At 57.7% G+C, this 17,949-nt stretch carries 14 protein-coding genes; 3 read left to right on the top strand and 11 right to left on the bottom strand.

The window, feature by feature from the left end; all coding sequences use genetic code 11:
- Nucleotides 1-145 precede the first annotated feature (145 nt).
- From cysG to AB8B29_RS35745, 10 genes are all read right to left on the bottom strand, one after another.
- A complete protein-coding gene (cysG, locus tag AB8B29_RS35790) occupies nucleotides 146-1,618 on the bottom strand; it encodes a siroheme synthase CysG (RefSeq protein ID WP_439007253.1) in 1,473 nt (490 codons plus the stop codon).
- Nucleotides 1,590-4,244, bottom strand: a complete 2,655-nt coding sequence (locus tag AB8B29_RS35785) for a nitrate reductase (protein ID WP_439007252.1) — start codon at nucleotides 4,242-4,244, stop codon at nucleotides 1,590-1,592. Before AB8B29_RS35785 ends, cysG begins: the two co-directional genes overlap by 29 nt.
- Before the next feature lie 244 nt (nucleotides 4,245-4,488).
- Nucleotides 4,489-4,824 (bottom strand): nitrite reductase small subunit NirD, encoded by a 336-nt coding sequence (gene nirD / locus AB8B29_RS35780; RefSeq protein WP_439007251.1) that lies wholly within the window; start codon nucleotides 4,822-4,824, stop codon nucleotides 4,489-4,491.
- A 4-nt stretch (nucleotides 4,825-4,828) separates the two neighbouring features.
- A complete protein-coding gene (gene nirB / locus AB8B29_RS35775; protein ID WP_439007250.1) occupies nucleotides 4,829-7,279 on the bottom strand; it encodes a nitrite reductase large subunit NirB in 2,451 nt (816 codons plus the stop codon).
- 19 nt (nucleotides 7,280-7,298) lie between these two features.
- Nucleotides 7,299-8,570, bottom strand: coding sequence for an MFS transporter (locus AB8B29_RS35770; protein ID WP_439007249.1), 1,272 nt, complete (start codon nucleotides 8,568-8,570; stop codon nucleotides 7,299-7,301).
- A gap of 312 nt (nucleotides 8,571-8,882) precedes the next feature.
- The gene (locus tag AB8B29_RS35765) at nucleotides 8,883-10,100 is read right to left on the bottom strand and encodes a CmpA/NrtA family ABC transporter substrate-binding protein (protein ID WP_439007248.1); all 1,218 of its coding nucleotides are present in this window, start codon (nucleotides 10,098-10,100) and stop codon (nucleotides 8,883-8,885) included.
- Nucleotides 10,097-10,699: an ANTAR domain-containing response regulator gene (locus AB8B29_RS35760; RefSeq protein ID WP_439007247.1), complete on the bottom strand. Its 603-nt coding sequence runs from the start codon at nucleotides 10,697-10,699 to the stop codon at nucleotides 10,097-10,099. Before AB8B29_RS35760 ends, AB8B29_RS35765 begins: the two co-directional genes overlap by 4 nt.
- 1,136 nt (nucleotides 10,700-11,835) lie before the next feature.
- Nucleotides 11,836-12,099, bottom strand: a complete 264-nt coding sequence (locus AB8B29_RS35755) for a hypothetical protein (RefSeq protein WP_439007246.1) — start codon at nucleotides 12,097-12,099, stop codon at nucleotides 11,836-11,838.
- Nucleotides 12,100-12,463: 364 nt separating this feature from the next.
- The gene (locus tag AB8B29_RS35750) at nucleotides 12,464-12,760 is read right to left on the bottom strand and encodes a helix-turn-helix domain-containing protein (RefSeq protein WP_439007245.1); all 297 of its coding nucleotides are present in this window, start codon (nucleotides 12,758-12,760) and stop codon (nucleotides 12,464-12,466) included.
- 776 nt (nucleotides 12,761-13,536) lie between these two features.
- Nucleotides 13,537-13,944 (bottom strand): winged helix-turn-helix transcriptional regulator, encoded by a 408-nt coding sequence (locus tag AB8B29_RS35745; RefSeq protein WP_092574698.1) that lies wholly within the window; start codon nucleotides 13,942-13,944, stop codon nucleotides 13,537-13,539.
- Between the two features lie 148 nt (nucleotides 13,945-14,092).
- Here AB8B29_RS35745 and AB8B29_RS35740 point away from each other — a divergent pair, with 148 nt between their 5' ends.
- Nucleotides 14,093-15,052, top strand: a complete 960-nt coding sequence (locus AB8B29_RS35740) for a zinc-binding dehydrogenase (protein WP_439007244.1) — start codon at nucleotides 14,093-14,095, stop codon at nucleotides 15,050-15,052.
- A 92-nt stretch (nucleotides 15,053-15,144) separates the two neighbouring features.
- Here the strand turns inward: AB8B29_RS35740 and AB8B29_RS35735 are convergent, their stop codons facing one another.
- Nucleotides 15,145-15,585 (bottom strand): hypothetical protein, encoded by a 441-nt coding sequence (locus AB8B29_RS35735; RefSeq protein ID WP_167669578.1) that lies wholly within the window; start codon nucleotides 15,583-15,585, stop codon nucleotides 15,145-15,147.
- 140 nt (nucleotides 15,586-15,725) lie between these two features.
- Here AB8B29_RS35735 and AB8B29_RS35730 point away from each other — a divergent pair, with 140 nt between their 5' ends.
- Together AB8B29_RS35730 and AB8B29_RS35725 are read left to right on the top strand one after the other, a co-directional pair.
- Nucleotides 15,726-15,989, top strand: a complete 264-nt coding sequence (locus tag AB8B29_RS35730) for a DUF6894 family protein (protein ID WP_092574691.1) — start codon at nucleotides 15,726-15,728, stop codon at nucleotides 15,987-15,989.
- A gap of 488 nt (nucleotides 15,990-16,477) precedes the next feature.
- A complete protein-coding gene (locus tag AB8B29_RS35725; protein ID WP_439007243.1) occupies nucleotides 16,478-17,776 on the top strand; it encodes an NRAMP family divalent metal transporter in 1,299 nt (432 codons plus the stop codon).
- Nucleotides 17,777-17,949 lie beyond the last annotated feature (173 nt).

Below are 17,949 nucleotides of genomic sequence, written 5' to 3'. Positions count from 1 at the left end.
TGGATCAAGTCAACTCGAAAAGTCCACTGCACATGTTGGATAGCCTTCCGTAATCAAAGGGTCGATTGACAAAAGCTTACAACCGAAGCCTCCTGAGGATTGACCTCGCCTGTGTGAAGTACCGGTGAAATCAGGTCAATTTGCATTAGTTAGACTCTGCGGCCTGGGCGGAATTTTCGGCAACACTGCCGCCCTTTGCGGCCACGGCCTGACGGGCAGAAAGAGCATCGCCCACAGCAATCAGGAGGGGATTTTCGTAGCCGATTTCCTCGATGCCCGCGGCGAGGTTTATGACGCAACCGCGCCATTCCCGCTGCGTGCAACGGCTGACGTCGGCCATGATGACGGTAGGGGTGGACGGCTGAAGACCCCCGGCGATCAGCCGATCGGCAATGAGCGGTGCTGTCCTGCCGCCCATGTAAAACACGGTGGTCGTATGCGGATCGGCGACGGATGCCCAGTCGACATCGGCTGGCAGTCCGCCATTACGGGAATGGCCGGTGATGAAGCGCACGGACTGGGCATGATCGCGATGGGTGAGTGATAGGCCAAGATACGAGGCCATGGCGCTTGCCGCTGTAATGCCGGGGATAACGTCGACAGGAATGTTCTCTCGATCGAGATGGGCAATTTCTTCGCCAGCACGGCCGAAAATCATAGGGTCACCCGCTTTGAGGCGAACGACGCGTTTTCCAGCTTTGGCGAACGCCAGCATCGTTGCGTTGATATCCTCCTGCCTACAGCTCTCGCGGCCGCCTCGTTTGCCCACGAGCATGCGTTTGGCCTCGCGGCGGGCAAGTTCCAGCACCTCCACGGACACAAGGTCATCAAACAGTATCACGTCTGCGGCTTGGAGGGCGCGGACGGCCTTTAGCGTCAACAGCTCGGCGTCGCCGGGGCCGGCGCCCACAAGCGTCACGCGGCCAGTGGCGGCAACATCGCTGCGGATTCGGTCCGCGTCGGCAATGAGGTCGGCTACCGCATGGTCATCCGGCTCGCCGGCAGAGAAAGCTCTATCGACGAAACGCTCCCAGAAATTGCGCCGATGCGGGCCGGGCTGAAGAGTCTCGCCAACCCGGTCGCGTAGAACTTGAGCAAGCCGAGCCCAGGATTTCAGTGATTGAGGAAGCAAGGTTTCTATACGACGGCGGATGGCTTGCCCGAGAATGGGGGCGGCGCCGTCTGTCGAAATGCCAATCACCACGGGTGAGCGGTTGACGATAGAGCCGAACTTAAACTGACAGAACGCAGGCTTGTCTATGACGTTGACCGGTATTCCGGAAGCAATGGCGCGATCGTAGAAACGACGCGCCTCCTCTTCGGTTTCGCAGTCACCCACGGCCAGCGCAAAGCTCTTGAAATATGCTGTCTGCCAATGTGCAGCGTGGTGTACAAATTGGGCGAGTTTTTCCCGAAATGCCTCAGAAAGCTCGCGCATAGGGCAGAAAACATGAACCTCTGCACCCGCTGCGGCTAGAAGCTCGGCCTTCCACGCCGCTCCGTCACTGCCGCCGGCGACCAGCACGGATTTCCCTTTGAGGTCGAAGAACACCGGCAGTGAGGCGAGCGGAGCGATACGCTCCTGCCTGTCATTCCGCGGCTTGACGAAGGCAACCATCGATAATCCCTTTGATTTCCATGCGGCAAGAGCCACAATTGGTTCCGGCATTGAGCTGTTTGCCGACAGCCTCGACCGTGTGACAACCGCCCGCAATGGCGCCTATGATCTGGTTGACGCCAACCGAGAAGCACGAACAGACGGTTGCGCCAGGATCCATTTGACCTGAGCCCGGCCGACCGGCGAGCACCGCAAAGCGCCCCCGCACCGTCTCAAGTGGTGTGCTGAGTTGCTTGACGGCCCAGTCACGCGATACTGCGACAGGTTCCGGCGCGGCATAAAAGGCGAGCAACAACCGTTCTCCGTCGAAGAAGCCATGACGTTGCTGTTGCGTCGGGTTGTCGACATAGGCGAGATGCTCGCTACGATCAGACAGACCGAACGTATCGCGACACCACATTTCGATATCGTCAAGTGCCTTGTCGAAGCCGAATTCCACGCGCCAGCCGGCCTCTGCCTTCGCGATCGCCCAATAGGGCGCTTCCAGTCGCTCGGGGCGAGAGGAGACAACCGCAAAACCGTAGCACGCCATTTCTGCTGGCCGCAGGTTAACACCAATATTCTTGAGCGCAGGCTGACCGGAGACGGGGTCAGTGTGTGGCGCCATAAGAGCGGCCACGCGCGCATTTGCAGAATACTCATCGTTCCAATGCATCGGAACGAAGACGCCGCCGCGTGGTTGTCGCTCGGTGAGTAGTGCTCGTAACACGACTGAGCCGAAGGAATTTTCCACCCTTACCAACCCTGCCTTGTCGATGCCGAGTTCAGCGGCGTCCGCGGGGTTGATTTCGGCGAAAGGTTCGGCGAGATGCGATGAGAGCCGCGCCGCCTTGCCGGTGCGCGTCATCGTATGCCACTGGTCGCGGATGCGGCCGGTATTGAGAATAAAGGGGGTATCCTTGCCCGTTCGGTCATCGCGCTCGGATTTCACCGGGATGAACCTGGCCTTGCGGTCCGGTGTGTAGAATTCTCCATCGGCGAAGAACCGCGTGGCCCCATCGGGGATGCCTTTGCGATGCGGCCATTGGAATGGTGACATGGATTCGAAGGCTTCAGATGAGATATCGGCTTTCGCGCCTATATCGAAGTCACGCGTATCACCGTTTTCGAATCCAGAAAGAGCCGCGTGTTCGGCGAAGATTTTGGCGGGACTGTCGTAGTCGAAGCCGTTGAAGCCCATCCGCTTGGCAACTTCGGCCATATGCCACCAGTCGGGCTTTACGTCGCCGGGCAGATCCAGGAAATTACGCTGGCGGGAAATGCGCCGCTCGGAGTTGGTGACGGTTCCGTCCTTCTCACCCCAGCCTGCGGCTGGCAATAGCACGTGGGCGAGTGCGGCGGTGTCGGTGTTCTTTTGGATATCGGAAACGACGACGAACGGGCAGTTGCGGATGGCTTCACGCACCCGGTCGGCATCCGGCATCGAAACGACCGGGTTGGTCGCCATAATCCACAGCGCCTTGATGCGCCCGTCCGCCACGGCCTCGAACATGTCGACCGCCTTGAGACCAGGTCTTGCCGCAATGGTTGGCGAGTTCCAGAAGCGCTGCACGCGGTCGCGCGCGGCTTCGTCCTCGATATTCATATGCGCTGCCAGCATGTTGGCGAGCCCACCGACTTCGCGTCCGCCCATGGCGTTCGGCTGTCCGGTCAGCGAGAAGGGACCCATGCCGGGCCGGCCGATGCGGCCGGTGGCGAGATGACAATTGATGATCGCGTTGACCTTGTCCGTGCCGGTGGAGGATTGGTTGACGCCCTGGCTGTAGCAGGTCACCACCTTTCCCGCCGTTTCAAACAGACCATAAAAGGCCTGCAGTTCGGCGACCGATAGACCTGTTTCCTCCGAAATATCCGGCATGCTCCTGGTTTGCGCGGCTCCCAGTGCATCGTGGAAGCCGATCGTATGCGCCGATACATAATCGTGGTCGAAAGCCGACGATCCGGCGAGATAGGCAAGCAATCCATTGAAGAGGGCAACATCGCCGTCGCTTTTGATCATCAGGTGCATGTCCGCAAGATCGGCGCTGACTGAGCGTCGCGGGTCTATCGTGACAATCTTCATGTCAGGCCGACTTTGTTTTGCCGCTTGGATCCGTTGGTTGAGCACCGGATGGCACCATGCGAGGTTCGAACCAACGAGGACGATCAGATCGGCGAGTTCGAGATCCTCGTAAGTGCCTGGCACCGTGTCCGAACCGAAGGCGCGGCGATGACCAGCCACGGAGGAGGCCATGCAAAGCCGCGAATTCGTGTCGATATTGGCCGAACCGATGAAGCCTTTCATCAGCTTGTTGGCAACGTAATAGTCCTCTGTCAGGCATTGACCCGAGACATAGAAGGCGACCGAGTCCGGCCCATGCTCATCGACGGCTTCGCGGAATTTCGAGGCTACGAGATCGAGCGCGTCATTCCAGCTTGCACGTTGAGCGTGGATTTCCGGGCAGAGGACGCGGCCATCCATCGACAGTGTTTCAGCGAGTGCCGAGCCTTTGGAGCACAGTCGTCCGAAGTTGGCGGGATGATCGGGGTCGCCCTTGACGGAAACCTTTCCGTGATCGTCGACCTTGGCAATAACGCCGCAGCCGACGCCGCAGTAGGGACACGTAGTCTTGGTTTCAGTGGACATCCTTGATCTTCCTGATGCTTAGGCGCTGATGGCTTGCACGCCCCTCTGGTGGCTTCGCTGACGTCTCCCCCTTAAAGGGAAAAATTGGGAGCTCGCCGTGCCACTGGTCTCCACCCACTGAACAAGAACGATAGACACTTTTCTTTTCCAAACGGGCCGCAGCAAACTCAAACCGATCTCCTCCTTTAAGGGGGAGATGTCTCGAACGGACAGAGGAGGGCATCGCCGCACGCACTGCCATGACCTATTCCGCCGCCATCATCAGGCTTTCGAGCGCAATGAAGAGCGCGCCGTTGTCGTTGCGGACCGGAATGGTCCTGACTGCGCCCTTATCCGCGCCGAGAGCTTGCCCGGTTTCGAGCGAGATCACCCAATTGTGCAGCGGACAGGTGACGGCGGCACCGTGGACGATCCCTTGGCTGAGCGGGCCGCCCTTGTGCGGGCAATGATCCTCGATGGCGAAGACCTGGTCCTCGGCGGTGCGGAACACGGCGATCTTGCCCTGCGGGGTTTTCACGCAGCGCGCGCCGCGCAGCGGGATCTCCGCGATGTCGCCGATTTCGATCCAGTTCATGTCCATCTCCTCACTCGGCCGCCTGATGGAAGCCGACCGTCGCCATCGGCCGAAATTCGTGCTTGTCCTTACCCGAGACACGCTCGGACCACGGATCGACCTGGGCGAATGTCTGGCTGAAGACGAAGCGCTCGTAATAGGCCTTGCGCTTGTCGACATCCGTCATGATCTGGCGGCGGATCTCGTCGAGGCCGATGCGCTTTGCCCATTTGTAGATACGCTCGAGATAGCGGCCCTGTTCGCGGTACATCTGTGTCAGCGCCACGATATGCTCCAGCGCCTCATCCTCGGTCTTGACGAGGCCGAGCACTTCCGTGCCCTTGATGTCGAGGCCGGCCGCACCCGCGAAGTGGATCTCGAAGCCACTATCCACGCAGATGACACCGATGTCCTTGCAGGTCGCTTCGGCGCAGTTTCTCGGACACCCCGACACGGCCAGCTTGAGCTTGGCCGGTGTCCACGAACCCCACATGAATTTCTCGATGCGGATGCCGAGGCCGGTCGAATCCTGCGTGCCGAAGCGGCACCAGTCCGAACCAACGCAGGTTTTCACCGTGCGCAGACCCTTGGCATAGGCCTGGCCAGAGATGAAGCCTGCCTTGCCGAGATCGGCCCAAACGGCGGGCAGGTCCTCCTTGTGAATGCCGAGCAGGTCGATGCGCTGGCCGCCGGTTACCTTCACCATCGGGATCTCGAACTTGTCGACGACATCGGCAATGGCACGCAGCTCGCCGGCATTGGTGACGCCGCCCCACATGCGCGGCACGACCGAATAGGTGCCGTCCTTCTGGATATTGGCGTGGACGCGCTCATTGATGAAGCGCGACTGGTAGTCGTCGGCATATTCGTCCGGCCAGTCGCAGACGAGGTAATAATTTAATGCCGGCCGGCATTTGGCGCAGCCGCAGGAAGTCTTCCATTCCAGCTCCTGCATGACGGCGGGGATGGTCTTCAAACCCTTGGCCTTGATCAGTCGACGGACATCGTCATGGCCAAGCTCGGTGCAGGTGCACATCGGCTGAACCGCCTTCGGATTATAAGCATCGCCGAGCGTGATCGACATCAGCTGCTCGACAAGGCCGGTGCAGGAGCCGCAGGAGGCGGAAGCCTTGGTGTGGGCGCGGACGTCGTCGAGCGAGGTCAGTCCCTTGGCTGATATGGTCGAGGTGATCTTGCCCTTGCAGACGCCGTTGCAGCCACAGATTTCCGCGTCATCCGGCAAGGCTGCAACGGCCGCCATAGGGTTCAGCGGCGACCCTCCCTGATAGGCCTGACCGAAGATCAGGGTCTCGCGCATCTCGGAAATGTCAGTCGCCTTTTTCTTCAGGTCGTTGAACCAGGCGCCGTCAGCCGTTTCTCCGTAAAGTACAGTGCCGATAATGCGGTTGTCCTTGAGCACCAGCCGCTTGTAGACGCCGGCCGAGGCGTCGCGCAGGACGATCTCCTCTCGGTCGTCGCCATCGGCGAAGTCGCCGAGGGAAAACAGGTCGATGCCGGTGACCTTGAGCTTGGTCGGCGTATCCGAATGCACGAAGCCGGCGGACGTATCGCCGGCAAGCTGAGCGGCCGCAACGCGCGCCATCTCGTAGAGCGGTGCTACCAGGCCATAGACCTGCCCGCCGACTTCGGCGCATTCGCCGAGCGCATAGATATCGCCATCGGACGTGCCCATGCCGGCATCGACGACGATGCCGCGGTTGACGGCAAGTCCGGCGTCCTTCGCCAATCCGATATTCGGGCGAATGCCGACGGCCATGACGATCAGCGTGGCGGGAATGATACGACCGTCATCGAGCTCGATCCCCTCGACCTTGCCGTTGCCGATGATGGCCTTGGTGTTGGCCTTGGTGATGACTTTGATGCCACGCTCCTCTACGGCTTTCTGAAGAAGATAGCCTGCGGCGGGATCGAGCTGGCGTTCCATCAGCGTCGGCATGACGTGGAGAACGGTGACATCCATGCCGCGGGAGGCAAGGCCGGCGGCGGCTTCGAGACCGAGCAGGCCGCCACCGATGACGATCGCCTTTTCGCGCGACTGGGCGGCAAGCAGCATCGCCTGCACGTCGTCAAGGTCGCGATAGGTAATAACCCCTCGCAGCTCCTTGCCCGGAACCGGGATGATGAAAGGCACGGAGCCGGTGGCGATAACAAGCTTGTCGTAGCTCTCGGTGACGCCATGATCCGAGGTCACCGTCTTGGCTGCGCGATCGATAGCGACGATCTTATGGCCCTTGTAGAGGGTGATGTTGTGTTTGATGTACCAGCCATCACCGTGGATGATGATCTGCTCGTAGTCCTTTTCGCCGGAAAGGACGGGTGAGAGCATGATGCGGTCGTAGTTGACGCGCGGCTCAGCGTTGAAGATCGTGACCTGATAGAGGTCGGGCGCCTTCTCGAGAAGATGTTCCAGCATGCGCCCGGGCGCCATGCCATTGCCGATGATGACGAGTTTCTGGGTCATGAGGGGACTCCGATCCGAATTATTGGGCATAAATGCTGGTGTCTGCGCTTGATGCGCGGTTCCGCTGCAATTGCCGGATTGAGAGATGCATCCAGATGAGCGAGATCGCGACGACCGCAAAGAGCAGCATGAAGCAGCTGGACCAAAGGCCGGTGATGTCTTTGAGTAGGCCAAAGGCGATCGGCAGAACGAAGCCTCCAAGGCCACCCATCATGCCGACAATGCCGCCGACTGCGCCGATGCTCTGAGGATAGTAGGCGGGAATATGCTTGAACACGGCCGCCTTGCCGAGGCTCATGAAGAAGCCGAGGACGAAGATGACGACGATGAAGACGGCCGGGGTGATGCCAAAGGTCGGGCCTGTCGCGGTGGCCGCGGGTAATGAAAGGATCAAGGTGGCGAGCGCCGACACCGCCAGCATGGCGTACATCACGCTGCGCGCACCCTTCTTGTCGGAAAGGACGCCGCCAAAGGCGCGAAAGACGCTGCCGGGAATGGAGTAGGCAGCGGCGACCATGCCGGCAACTTCGAGATTGAACCCGTAAACGCCAACGAGATAGCGCGGCAACCAAAGCGACAGGGCGACGAATCCCCCGAAGGCAAAGAAATAATAGAGCGAAAAGCGCCACACCTGAACGTTTTTCAGCGGCGCGAATTCCTGCAACAGGCTCTTAGAGGCAACTTTGCGATCACGACGGGCGCGGAAGGCCGGATCATCGGTGGTGGTGAACCAGAAAAAAATCGCCATGGCTGCGAGCACGATTGCCCAGATTTCCGCGACAGCCTGCCATCCCCATGCAATCAGCACGAAGGGTGCGGCGAACTTGGTGACGGCCGCGCCGACATTGCCAGCGCCGAAGATGCCGAGTGCCGTTCCCTGCTTCTGCGGCGGGAAAAACGGGGAAACATAGGCGATGCCGACTGCGAAGGAGCCGCCAGCAAGGCCGACACCCAGGCCAGCGATCAGCATTTGCGCGTAAGTTGTTGCATAGGAGAGTAGGAAGGTCGCAACCGCAGCCGCCAGCATTGTGAGTGTGTAGACCAAGCGGCCGCCGTAGCGCTCTGTCCAAATGCCAAGCAGGATACGAGCGATCGAGCCGGTGAGCACCGGGGTGCCGACCAGCAGGCCGAATTCGGTCTCGTTAAGGCTGAGATCCTGCTTGATGCGAATGCCTATGATGGCAAAGATCGTCCAGACGGCAAAACAGATCGTGAAGGCAAATGTGGAAATCCACAATGCCTTAGCTGGCTCGCCGGCAGACATGGACTGCGTTTTCTCGAGAACAGACATGACTTCTCCAGGCCCGACAAGGTCGTGCCAATCCATCGTTGAGGTTGGAAACAAAAAAAGCCGCACGTCAGGGTTCGCATACGAAAGTACGCGGAATATCCTGATCAGCGGCTTTGCTTGAGGCGCCCGTCTTTGGACGCAAAAATGCGGCCTTTCGGCTCACAGAGAGAGGAGCAAGTGCCGTGCCAGTTCCGAAATGGCGGCTGGCTCTATATCTCTTGGCGCAATCTGCCGTGAATCAGGCCACCAGCCGATTAAATCATTGGCAGAAACTATCAAAAAATAGGCTATGCCCGTAAAATAGGCATCGGCTCACGACTGTTTTTGAGATGCGACATACTCATCAACGTGATCGGGATCAAAAAGCGTGCCGTCAAAAAAGCCGTCCGGGCCAAGTGTCAACATGCCACTGGAGCCAACCGGCGTTTCCATGCGCAAGGCGCCTTCCACCTTGGAGCTTGCGGCCGGCATGGCCAGCCCCAGAGTCTTCAGAGCGCTACGGTAAATATCCGGCCTATAGGTATTGCCGGCAACGTGCTGATGGGGTGCCGTATGCTTGAGTTGACCCCACCGGACCATCTGCGTGTAGAACCAAAGCGCATGGCTCTTCCAGGGAAATGTCGCCGCCTTCGCGTTCGGGACAAAAAAGTCCTTTACTGTTTGCGTATAGCGGCCGCCGATTCTAAGTTCGCCAGTCACTGCGGGTCGCAGCCATTCCACGGACTTGTCGATGTAAGCTGGCCCCGAAAGCAACACGGCAAGCTCCTCGTGGTGGGCCGCATCGGCGCACCAAACCGACGCATTGTAGAGCGCTCTGAGCATCGCGGCGAGGGCCTCAGGATGGCTGTCACCCCAACGGCCGTTCACACCTAGTACCTTTTCGGGGCTGGATTTCCAGATTGCTGCCTTGACCGTCGCGAGATGAGCGCCTCTTTTCAGTACGCCGAACGTATTCCATGGCTCGCCGGCGCAATAGCCGTCGATGGAGCCAGCTTTCAACGCATCTCCCATATCTGCAGGAGGCAAGAATACGATCTCGATTTCTCTGTCCGGATCGATACCGCTTGCAGAAAGCCAATATCGCAGTTCGTAGTTATGTCCTGAATAGGGATGCACGACACCGAAGCGAAGCCGGTCTCCAATCCGTTGTGAGATTACTCGCCGCAGCGCCGCACCGCTTGATCGCGCATCAAGATTGCCGGTCGCACCGTTATCAACCATTTCCCACCAGAGGCCACCCGATACCGCGACAGCATTTCCGCCGAGGCCGAGTGCCATCGGCACGATCATTCGCGGTGCGGGCGCCGTAAGCCCAAGGTTGCAGGCGATCGGCATCGGCGCGAGAATATGGGCTACCTCGAAGTGCCCAACCGCCAATTTGTCCCTGATCGTTGCCCAGGAGCGTTCGCGCACGAGCGTGAGATCCACTTGCTGCGTTTGGGCAAAGCCCTTCTCTTTAGCAACGACTAAGAGGGCACTGTCTAAGAGCGGCAAGAAGCCAGCGGTGATTTCGTACCTGCTCTTCGTCATGCATCTTCTCCCGGATCGAGCAGGCTAGCCGCGGTAATGAGGCTCTGAGCGATCTCGACGATTTTCCTATTCTGACCCATGGCCGTTCGCCGCATGAGTACATAGGCCTCCTTCTCCGAAAGCCCGCGGGCACGCATCAATAGTCCCTTGGCGCGGTCAATCAGCTTGCGATTTTCCAGCTCTCCGCGTGCCTCTTCAAGCTCTCGGCTCAGTCGCGAAAATGCGTTGAAGCGACTAATCGCCATCTTCAGGATAGGGCGAACACGTTCCTGCTTTAAACCGTCGACGATATATGCTGAAACCCCAGCGTCCACAGCAGCCTCGATCGACGCCTCGTCGGACTTGTCCACGAACATGGCGATGGGCCGCTTTACCGCGCGCGATATCTGAAACATGCTTTCCAACATGTCGCGGTTGGGGTTTTCGAGATCGATGACAATCACATCAGGATTGATCTCTGCGATCCGCCTGACTAGACCGGTCATGTCCGCGATGATTGTAACGCTATCGTAGCCTGCGTCCCGCAACCCCTCTTCAATGATGGATGCGCGAATGCGGTTCTCATCAATCACCAGTACATTCAGATTGTTGGGTTTCATGAGATCGACGCCACGGGTTTCTCGATATGCATTCAATATCAGACTTGCGGACAACGAAGGCCGAAACGACAAGACGGCACATGCGGGAAGTCAGCCTGAAAATCAAGCGATGTCTTTGGATGTTATCGCGCGAATCGTAATACGACAGATGCAGAGCGGACGGTTGGCATCGTCTGGCCCGTTTCCTCGACACCCCTATTACGAACAAGGACCGCTGACTATTGTTTAAGACGGGAAGCTCGAACGATTCAAACCGGCGGTCGAGCTTTGCTCAGGACATCGGTTGTTTGTCATCGGTTTAATGCAACTCGATCGAAGCTTTGCAATGGAAGTATTAATATAATTCGGACCGCAAGCCGCGCGATCGGCGTATTTACTCATCAGAGAACCCCGGGGTCGATGCCGAACAAGGGCACACTGCAGGCACAGCCACGGCCGCAAATTCGCACCGAACGCAGCCGCGGTTTCGCAGGGACTGCCGCCGGGGGACAAAAGGGACGTCCGCCGCCAATCAGGTCCGGCATCACGGGGATTTCGATCCAGCACAACGCTCGCCGCTCGATGAGAGCCATTTGTACTTCCCGCCGCTTAGAGTTGAGAGAGACGCCTTGTCGGCAAAGGCACGGCTGGCGGCCGGCGATGCGCGGCCTCTTCGTTTTCAGCATCCTCAATCCCGCGCCTCTCGTTATCGCTGAACCTCAAAGCTCTTAAGGCGACAGGGCTTTAAAGCCAGGAAATTGGCATGGCAGCGTCCTACGTCGTCGTGCTCGCTTGACCGAGCACCAGCGGACCCTATCTGCAAAACCTGATAGGAGGTGCGAGATGAGAAACCCGCAATCGGATACGGACTTTCGCATGCTTTCCGAGGCCGTCAACGCATGGTTCACATTCTATTCGGTCGAACCGGACGAGCAAGCGTCGAACACTTTGACAAGTGCGGCTCGAAAGCTCTTCGACGGCGGTTGCCGTACGGTTGAAGACCTTTCTACCATGCTAATTGGAACTTATGTCGGGGTATGGGCCACGCGGATCAACGCTCCGACTTCTGCGTCTATCCACTAGAAGTCGTCTCTGTCACCTTGCTGCCGAGCGATCCCATAGTGGTTCGATGGGACGCCATTTGGGAACCACAGGCGCTAATGTCGCGGATCCGAGGGCAAACCTCCGTTGTCGAAGTTTCCGTTGCTCATGGCGTCGTATTTGTTCAAGCTTTTAGCTCCGCCACGGGTTCCGAACGCCGTTAATTCGACCATCATCGCTTTCGCCCGGTTGATGGCGCTATCTTCTTGGGAAGCTTCGCCTTCTGGTACAATAACGGTGACCCGCTCTCCCTGGTCGCCGATGAAATCGACCTTCCAGAAGTCTATCCCGTGTGTAGCTTTCGTGTTCGTCAGATGCATCGAGAATTCCTCAACTTGCCTTTCCGGTCGTCCATTACTTGGCCTGGGACGAGCAACCGTTCCGGCTCCCGTCGGCGGCTCTCTTGAGGGAAGCAGGACCCGCGCACGTCGCAAGTAAATGAGCGCTCACCGCGGCCATCCCTCACGCTTGCAGAGGCTAAACGTTGACAGCACAATAGGGTTCCGGTGACCGTTCTTCTGACACCTGCGCCGAAACGATGGCGCGGCCGTTCGATCATAGGGCATTACGTCATTGAGAAGACTATATGTTTGTTAGTGATGCCCTATCCGGCAGGATGGTCGTCAATAGCAACACGCGATGTCTGCAGGAGTGATCAGGCTCTGCGGCTTGCATTCGCGTCCTTTAACGTATGAACCGAAGTTCCGTCGGCGTTTTTCCCCGATAGCGCTTCATGGTGGTTGCCAGGTGGCTTTGATCGGAAAAACCCGCCAAATAGGCGATTTCGGAAAGCGGAAGTCGGCCTCCGACAAGCAGCTTTTCCGCAAAATACAGGCGCAGATTAATGACATACCGATGCGGCGGCATGGCAAACGTCTTGGCAAACCGCACGATGAAATGGTTCGGCGAAATGCCGGCGACCGCCGCGAGCTCCGCAACAAGTATCTTTTGCGAAAAATTTCGCTGGAGATGCTCTTGCACGCGTTGAGCGCTTCTCGCAGAGAGGCCTCCCTTGACCAATGGAGGCTGCTTCATGCGACTCGCATAGGAACGAGGCAGATGCATGTTGGATAACGTATCAACCAATAAGGATGAATATCACTCAAAATTTCCGCCGCAATGCACTCGAATGAGCAGCCTAACCGGCATAACCACTTTTCGCGGACTTGCATTTTGAGGATTTAAACCGACCATATGTTGATTGGCCCGCTCTCGAACCTCAATTGCCTGGTTCATTCTGCACCGCTCCGCCCGGACGAACTCTGCAGGGCTAACGCCAGGCTCAATTCAACGTAGGATTGAATTCAGCCTGTTTCCAGCCTGCTCATCTAAGGTTACACATATATCAGCGCGTGGCATTAATTAATAATACAATTCCCCGCATTTTAATGGGCGGGCTGCGGATATGGTAAAAAAAGCGATTGGCGACGGGCGCCGATCGCGAAAAGGCAGAAGAACGGGAAACAGCTTCAGATTGTATATTTCACAATCCCTTATTCGCCTCGACGTTGACTGGCCCGCAGCGAGATTCGCCTGCAGCCCGGCCGTCGCCGCACGGTATCCGTCAGCCTCGGCAACTCTCAGCAATCACCTATGGGCAGCGATCTCGAAGTTCTCGAACGCGAAGTTTGCAAAGGAGTTCTTCAAGATCTCCTCGCCGGCGACGGTACGACCAAGCGCTTCCATCGCCGGCAAGGTCTTGACAGTGTCAACTAGCCCGATATCGGAGGGATGGTTGCCTGGCCACACTCATCGCGCTACCCATTCGCCCCATCGTGATGGTCAAATATCGCTCTCGCAGCGGTGATGCGCTGCTCATTGTGCTGCGCCCAGACAACGATATGGCGCAGCGGCTCAACGAGTGAGTGGCCCAGTGGCGTTAGCTCATATTCTACCTTTGGCGGCGTCGTTGGATAAGTCCTGCGGGAAACCACGCCGCTGCGCTGCAATCCTCGTAGCGTCAGAGTGAGCATTCGGTGCGAGATGCCGTGGATTGCTCGCAGAAGTGCGTTAAAACGCACTGGTCCTGCAACCAAGGCACCAACGACCAAGATCGTCCACTTGTCGCCCAGTCGTTGAAGGATTTGCGCGTGAGCCAGACAGCTCTGCTGACCGTGCGGGCCAAGTTCGGCAAGTTCGTTCAACCCAATCCCTTTATCCGTCATTCGAAGCTCCAAGCGCGGTCATCGATGTTCCCTATGAACATAACTGTCCATTCTTGCAGGCTCTGTAAAGCACGTTACGTTTCTGACGAACGTTTCGTCCGCAAGAGATCCGACGACTTTTAACGCTCGTCGCACATGGAGGCAGCCTATGAGAGCAGTTGTGGTCAAAAATTTCGGTGGTCCTGAAGGACTATCGATTATTAGCTGTCCTGATCCAATGCCAGCCGAAGGACAGGTCGTGATCGCCGTGGAGGCTGTCGGCGTTGGCTCAGTCGATAAAATGATTCGTAGCGGTGCGCTGGCCGCCTTCGGATTCAGGGAAGGATTTATTCCGGGGAGCGAGGTGGCAGGAAAAATATCTGCGGTCGGCGTTGGCGTTGATGTTTCATGGATAGGAAAGCGCGTGTGGGCATTCACCGGGTCTGGTGGTGGCTACGCAGAGAAGGTGAGGATGCCAGTCGAGGACATTGTCATACTGCCGTCTAATCTGTCGCCAGTGGATTCGGTAACGCTCGGAAGCTCTGGGATCGTGGCACACTTTGCCATTCGTCACGCCCATTTCGTCCCAGGAGAGTCGGTACTTGTGCGTGGAGCAGCTGGAGGCATTGGCGTCATGGCGGTCCAACTCGCTGTTCGCGCTGGCGCCGGTATCATTGCCGTCACCGCCTCTTCGCCCGAACGGGGCGACTGCCTGCGCAAACTTGGAGCCAGCATCGTCCTTGATCGAACTGGCGATGGCCGGGGCTCGCCATCGGGGTATGACGTGATCATAGACATCGTTGGCGGGCCGGAACTCGCATCCTACTTTAGCCGGCTCAATTCCAACGGTCGCATGGTGGCAGTTGGTGCCATCGCCGGTTTTCCTCCAGCGGATTTTGCTGCGGGGATGTATGCAGCTTTCCAGAAATCACTTTCATTTGCCACCTTTAGCGCACATACGGTTGAGCCGGCAGCTCGACGTGCAGTTGTGGCGGAGTTATTCGCTGCGGCAAGTCGGAAAGAACTGAAAGCTGTCGTGGCCGAGGTATTCGCCTTGGACCAGGTCATTCCTGCACATCGCAAGATGGAGACGGGAGATGTATTCGGTAGGTTAGCCCTCATTCCATAACCATCCGTCCGTCATTCGATTATTGTGGAGATAAGGGGAACCAAATCGTCGTCCGGCTGTTGGTCAGGGCGAGACTAAAAGAGGTCTCGCAACTAAGCTAGAGGAGAAACACCATGACCAATAATAGAGGCGGCTCCCACGAACAGCACGTCAAGGCGGGCGAACAGAGCCACAAGAATACCGATACGAAACAGGCTTCGTCGCAAAAGGACCAGCAGTCCGGCGGCGAACGCGGCGGCTCTCATGAACAGCATGTGAAGGCTGGGCAGCAGAGCCATAAGAATTCTTAAGGAATTCGGAAGAAGCCCGCATCGGCGGGCTTCTTCTCCAAGATGGCCCGTGCCGCTCAGGGGAAAGAAGGCAAGGACGGCCTTCTTCATCATCGGGATCAAACCTAAGGTCACGTTCAACGTCTGGAGCGAGACTTCGAGCTCCTTGGAAAGGCGGCAGGCAGCAACAAATGCGAAGCGATCCAGCGGATCATCGTCGAAGCCGACTAGATGATGGAAGATACCCCGCTCGATGCCGGTCATTTCTCGTCAGCGCAAGCCATCGAGCCTTAGGAGATCGCCCGCTATGGCACACTTATCGAGTGGGTTAAGCACTTGGACGTAAAGATGCAATGCCTCATATTGTTTGCGTGCGTTGCTGCCACACCTCTTTGGATCAGGAAATGACGGTATTTTACTTTTTGACGCGAGACAGCGAGAGCGCCTGGGAGGACGAGAATGGTCTGGACTTTCCAGATCTGCTGGCCGCTGTTGATGAGGCAAAGAAGATACTCGCGGAAATGGCTGCGGACGGAATTCCAAGAAAAGACGGGGAACGGCTCGTCGTTGAAATCGCTGGGCCGGACAGGATCCCGGTGGTGCAGTTGGCATTGACCATGACGATTTCGTACGTTGCCGTAGAAATGCCGAAGGCTAGAGGTCAATAGCGGCACCCATCTCGAGGAATATTCAAGCGGCCCGTTTTCAGAAAAGGCTCGGTCGCCCTGAGCCATTGCCGTCTTGGATTGCTGGAGGATTGGCCTCGCGCTCGCGCTCCTCCTCCGCTCATTGCCAATGTTCGAGACGACAACCGTCGGGCCGCCAGCCCTTCTTCCTAGATTCTGTGAGCGCGCTTGCGGCACTTGCCCTCGTTCTTGTGTTCATTGTCGGCCATTGAAGTTTCTTCTTTTCTGAAGGCGGGCTATCTGATGATCCGCCTCCTCTCGAACACGCAAATTGAGACGCGAGCCGAACGTTCTTCCGAGGATTAATAGTGTGAACGCGCACGCAGGGACGGAGCGACCACAGGAACCAAGGTCTTGAGCTCATATCGTTTTTCGTCTCCTTCTTGTTTGGAACAAACAGGCGGCAAGCGCGATTCATTAGAACTGTGGCCGGCGCAAGCGCGCCGTGTCGGCGTTTGCTGGGAGACTCCATGAGCGACTACGATTTGGACGACAGGAGTGTTCTTGTCGAATCTTCAAAACCACGAATCTTGGAAATCCTCGGCCCGGGGTTGGTCACCGGTGCGTCGGACGATGACCCGAGCGGGATAGCGACCTATTCGCAGGCCGGAGCACAGTTCGGCTATGCGGCCAGCTGGACTTTGATATTCACGTATCCGCTGATGGTGGCCATACAGATGATCAGCGCGCGCATCGGAAGGACCACGGGTCGCGGGCTGGCAGGCAGCATGGCGAAATGCTATCCGGGCTGGGTCGGCGTCGCCGTAACAGTTCCCCTTCTGATCGCCAATATCATCAATCTCGGCGCAGATCTTGGCGCAATGGGAGATGCGGCGCATTTGCTCATCAATGGCTACGCGCTCCTCTATGTCGCCGCTTTCGGCATCATATGTATCCTTCTGCAGGTCTTTCTCAAATACAAGCGCTATGTCGCTGTCTTGAAGTGGTTAAGTCTGGCATTGCTTTCCTACATCGCAACGCTGTTTGTCGTGCATGTGGATTGGTCGAGCTTCGCACGCGGGCTCGTATTGCCGACATTCAAGATGGATCCGAGTTATTGGTCGATGATCGTCGCCATCTTCGGGACGACCATCAGTCCTTATCTCTTTTTCTGGCAGGCCTCTCAGGAAGCGGAGGATCTGAAGGAAAAGCCCCGTGAGGAGGCGCTGATCGAGCACCCGCAGGAGGCCAAGAAAGCGAATACACGAATTACTCTGGATACGTTGATCGGCATGGCCGCATCCAATGTCGTCGCGCTTGCTATCATCACAACGACCGCCGCCACGCTCAACAAGGCGGGTACGACCAACATCGAGAGTTCCGTCGATGCCGCGAAAGCCATCGAGCCGCTAGCCGGGCAATTCGCCAAGATTATCTTCGCAACAGGCATTATTGGAACAGGGCTGTTGGCCGTGCCTGTTCTCGCCGGTTCGGCGGCATATGCTATCGGCGAGACGGCGCGCTGGAAAGTGGGGCTATCACGGGAGCCGAGCGAGGCGAAGGCCTTCTACACGACCATCGGGCTGGCGACCGTGGTTGGGCTGCTGTTGAACTTCACGCCGATCTCGCCGATGAAGGCCCTGTTCTGGAGTGCGGTGATCAACGGTGTGGTCGCCGTCCCCGTCATGGTGATCCTGATGCTGATCGCCTCCAATCCAAAAGTCATGAAGCAGTTTGTTGTCAAAGGCGTTTTGAAAACATTTGGTTGGGCTTCGTGCCTCGCCATGCTCGCTGCAGTGATTGGTATGGCGGTCACCGCATTTCTCTAGGGTGCCGCAATTTTCTTATCCATCAGCTTCGCTGTGCTGGTCAGTTTGATAGCGGCTTTTTGCGCGAGAGACTACCGTAGTGGAAACGTCCATTTGATGTACGGCACGGCTGGCGAAAGCCCGACTACGTTGCACTTGGTGGAGAGGCTAGCGGTCTCGTTTTCATCCAAGGC

Source organism: Rhizobium sp. 11_C7_N12_5 (assembly GCF_051811145.1).
Taxonomy (GTDB): Bacteria; Pseudomonadota; Alphaproteobacteria; order Rhizobiales; family Rhizobiaceae; genus Rhizobium; species Rhizobium lusitanum.
This window is presented reverse-complemented; position numbering and strand designations above follow the sequence as displayed.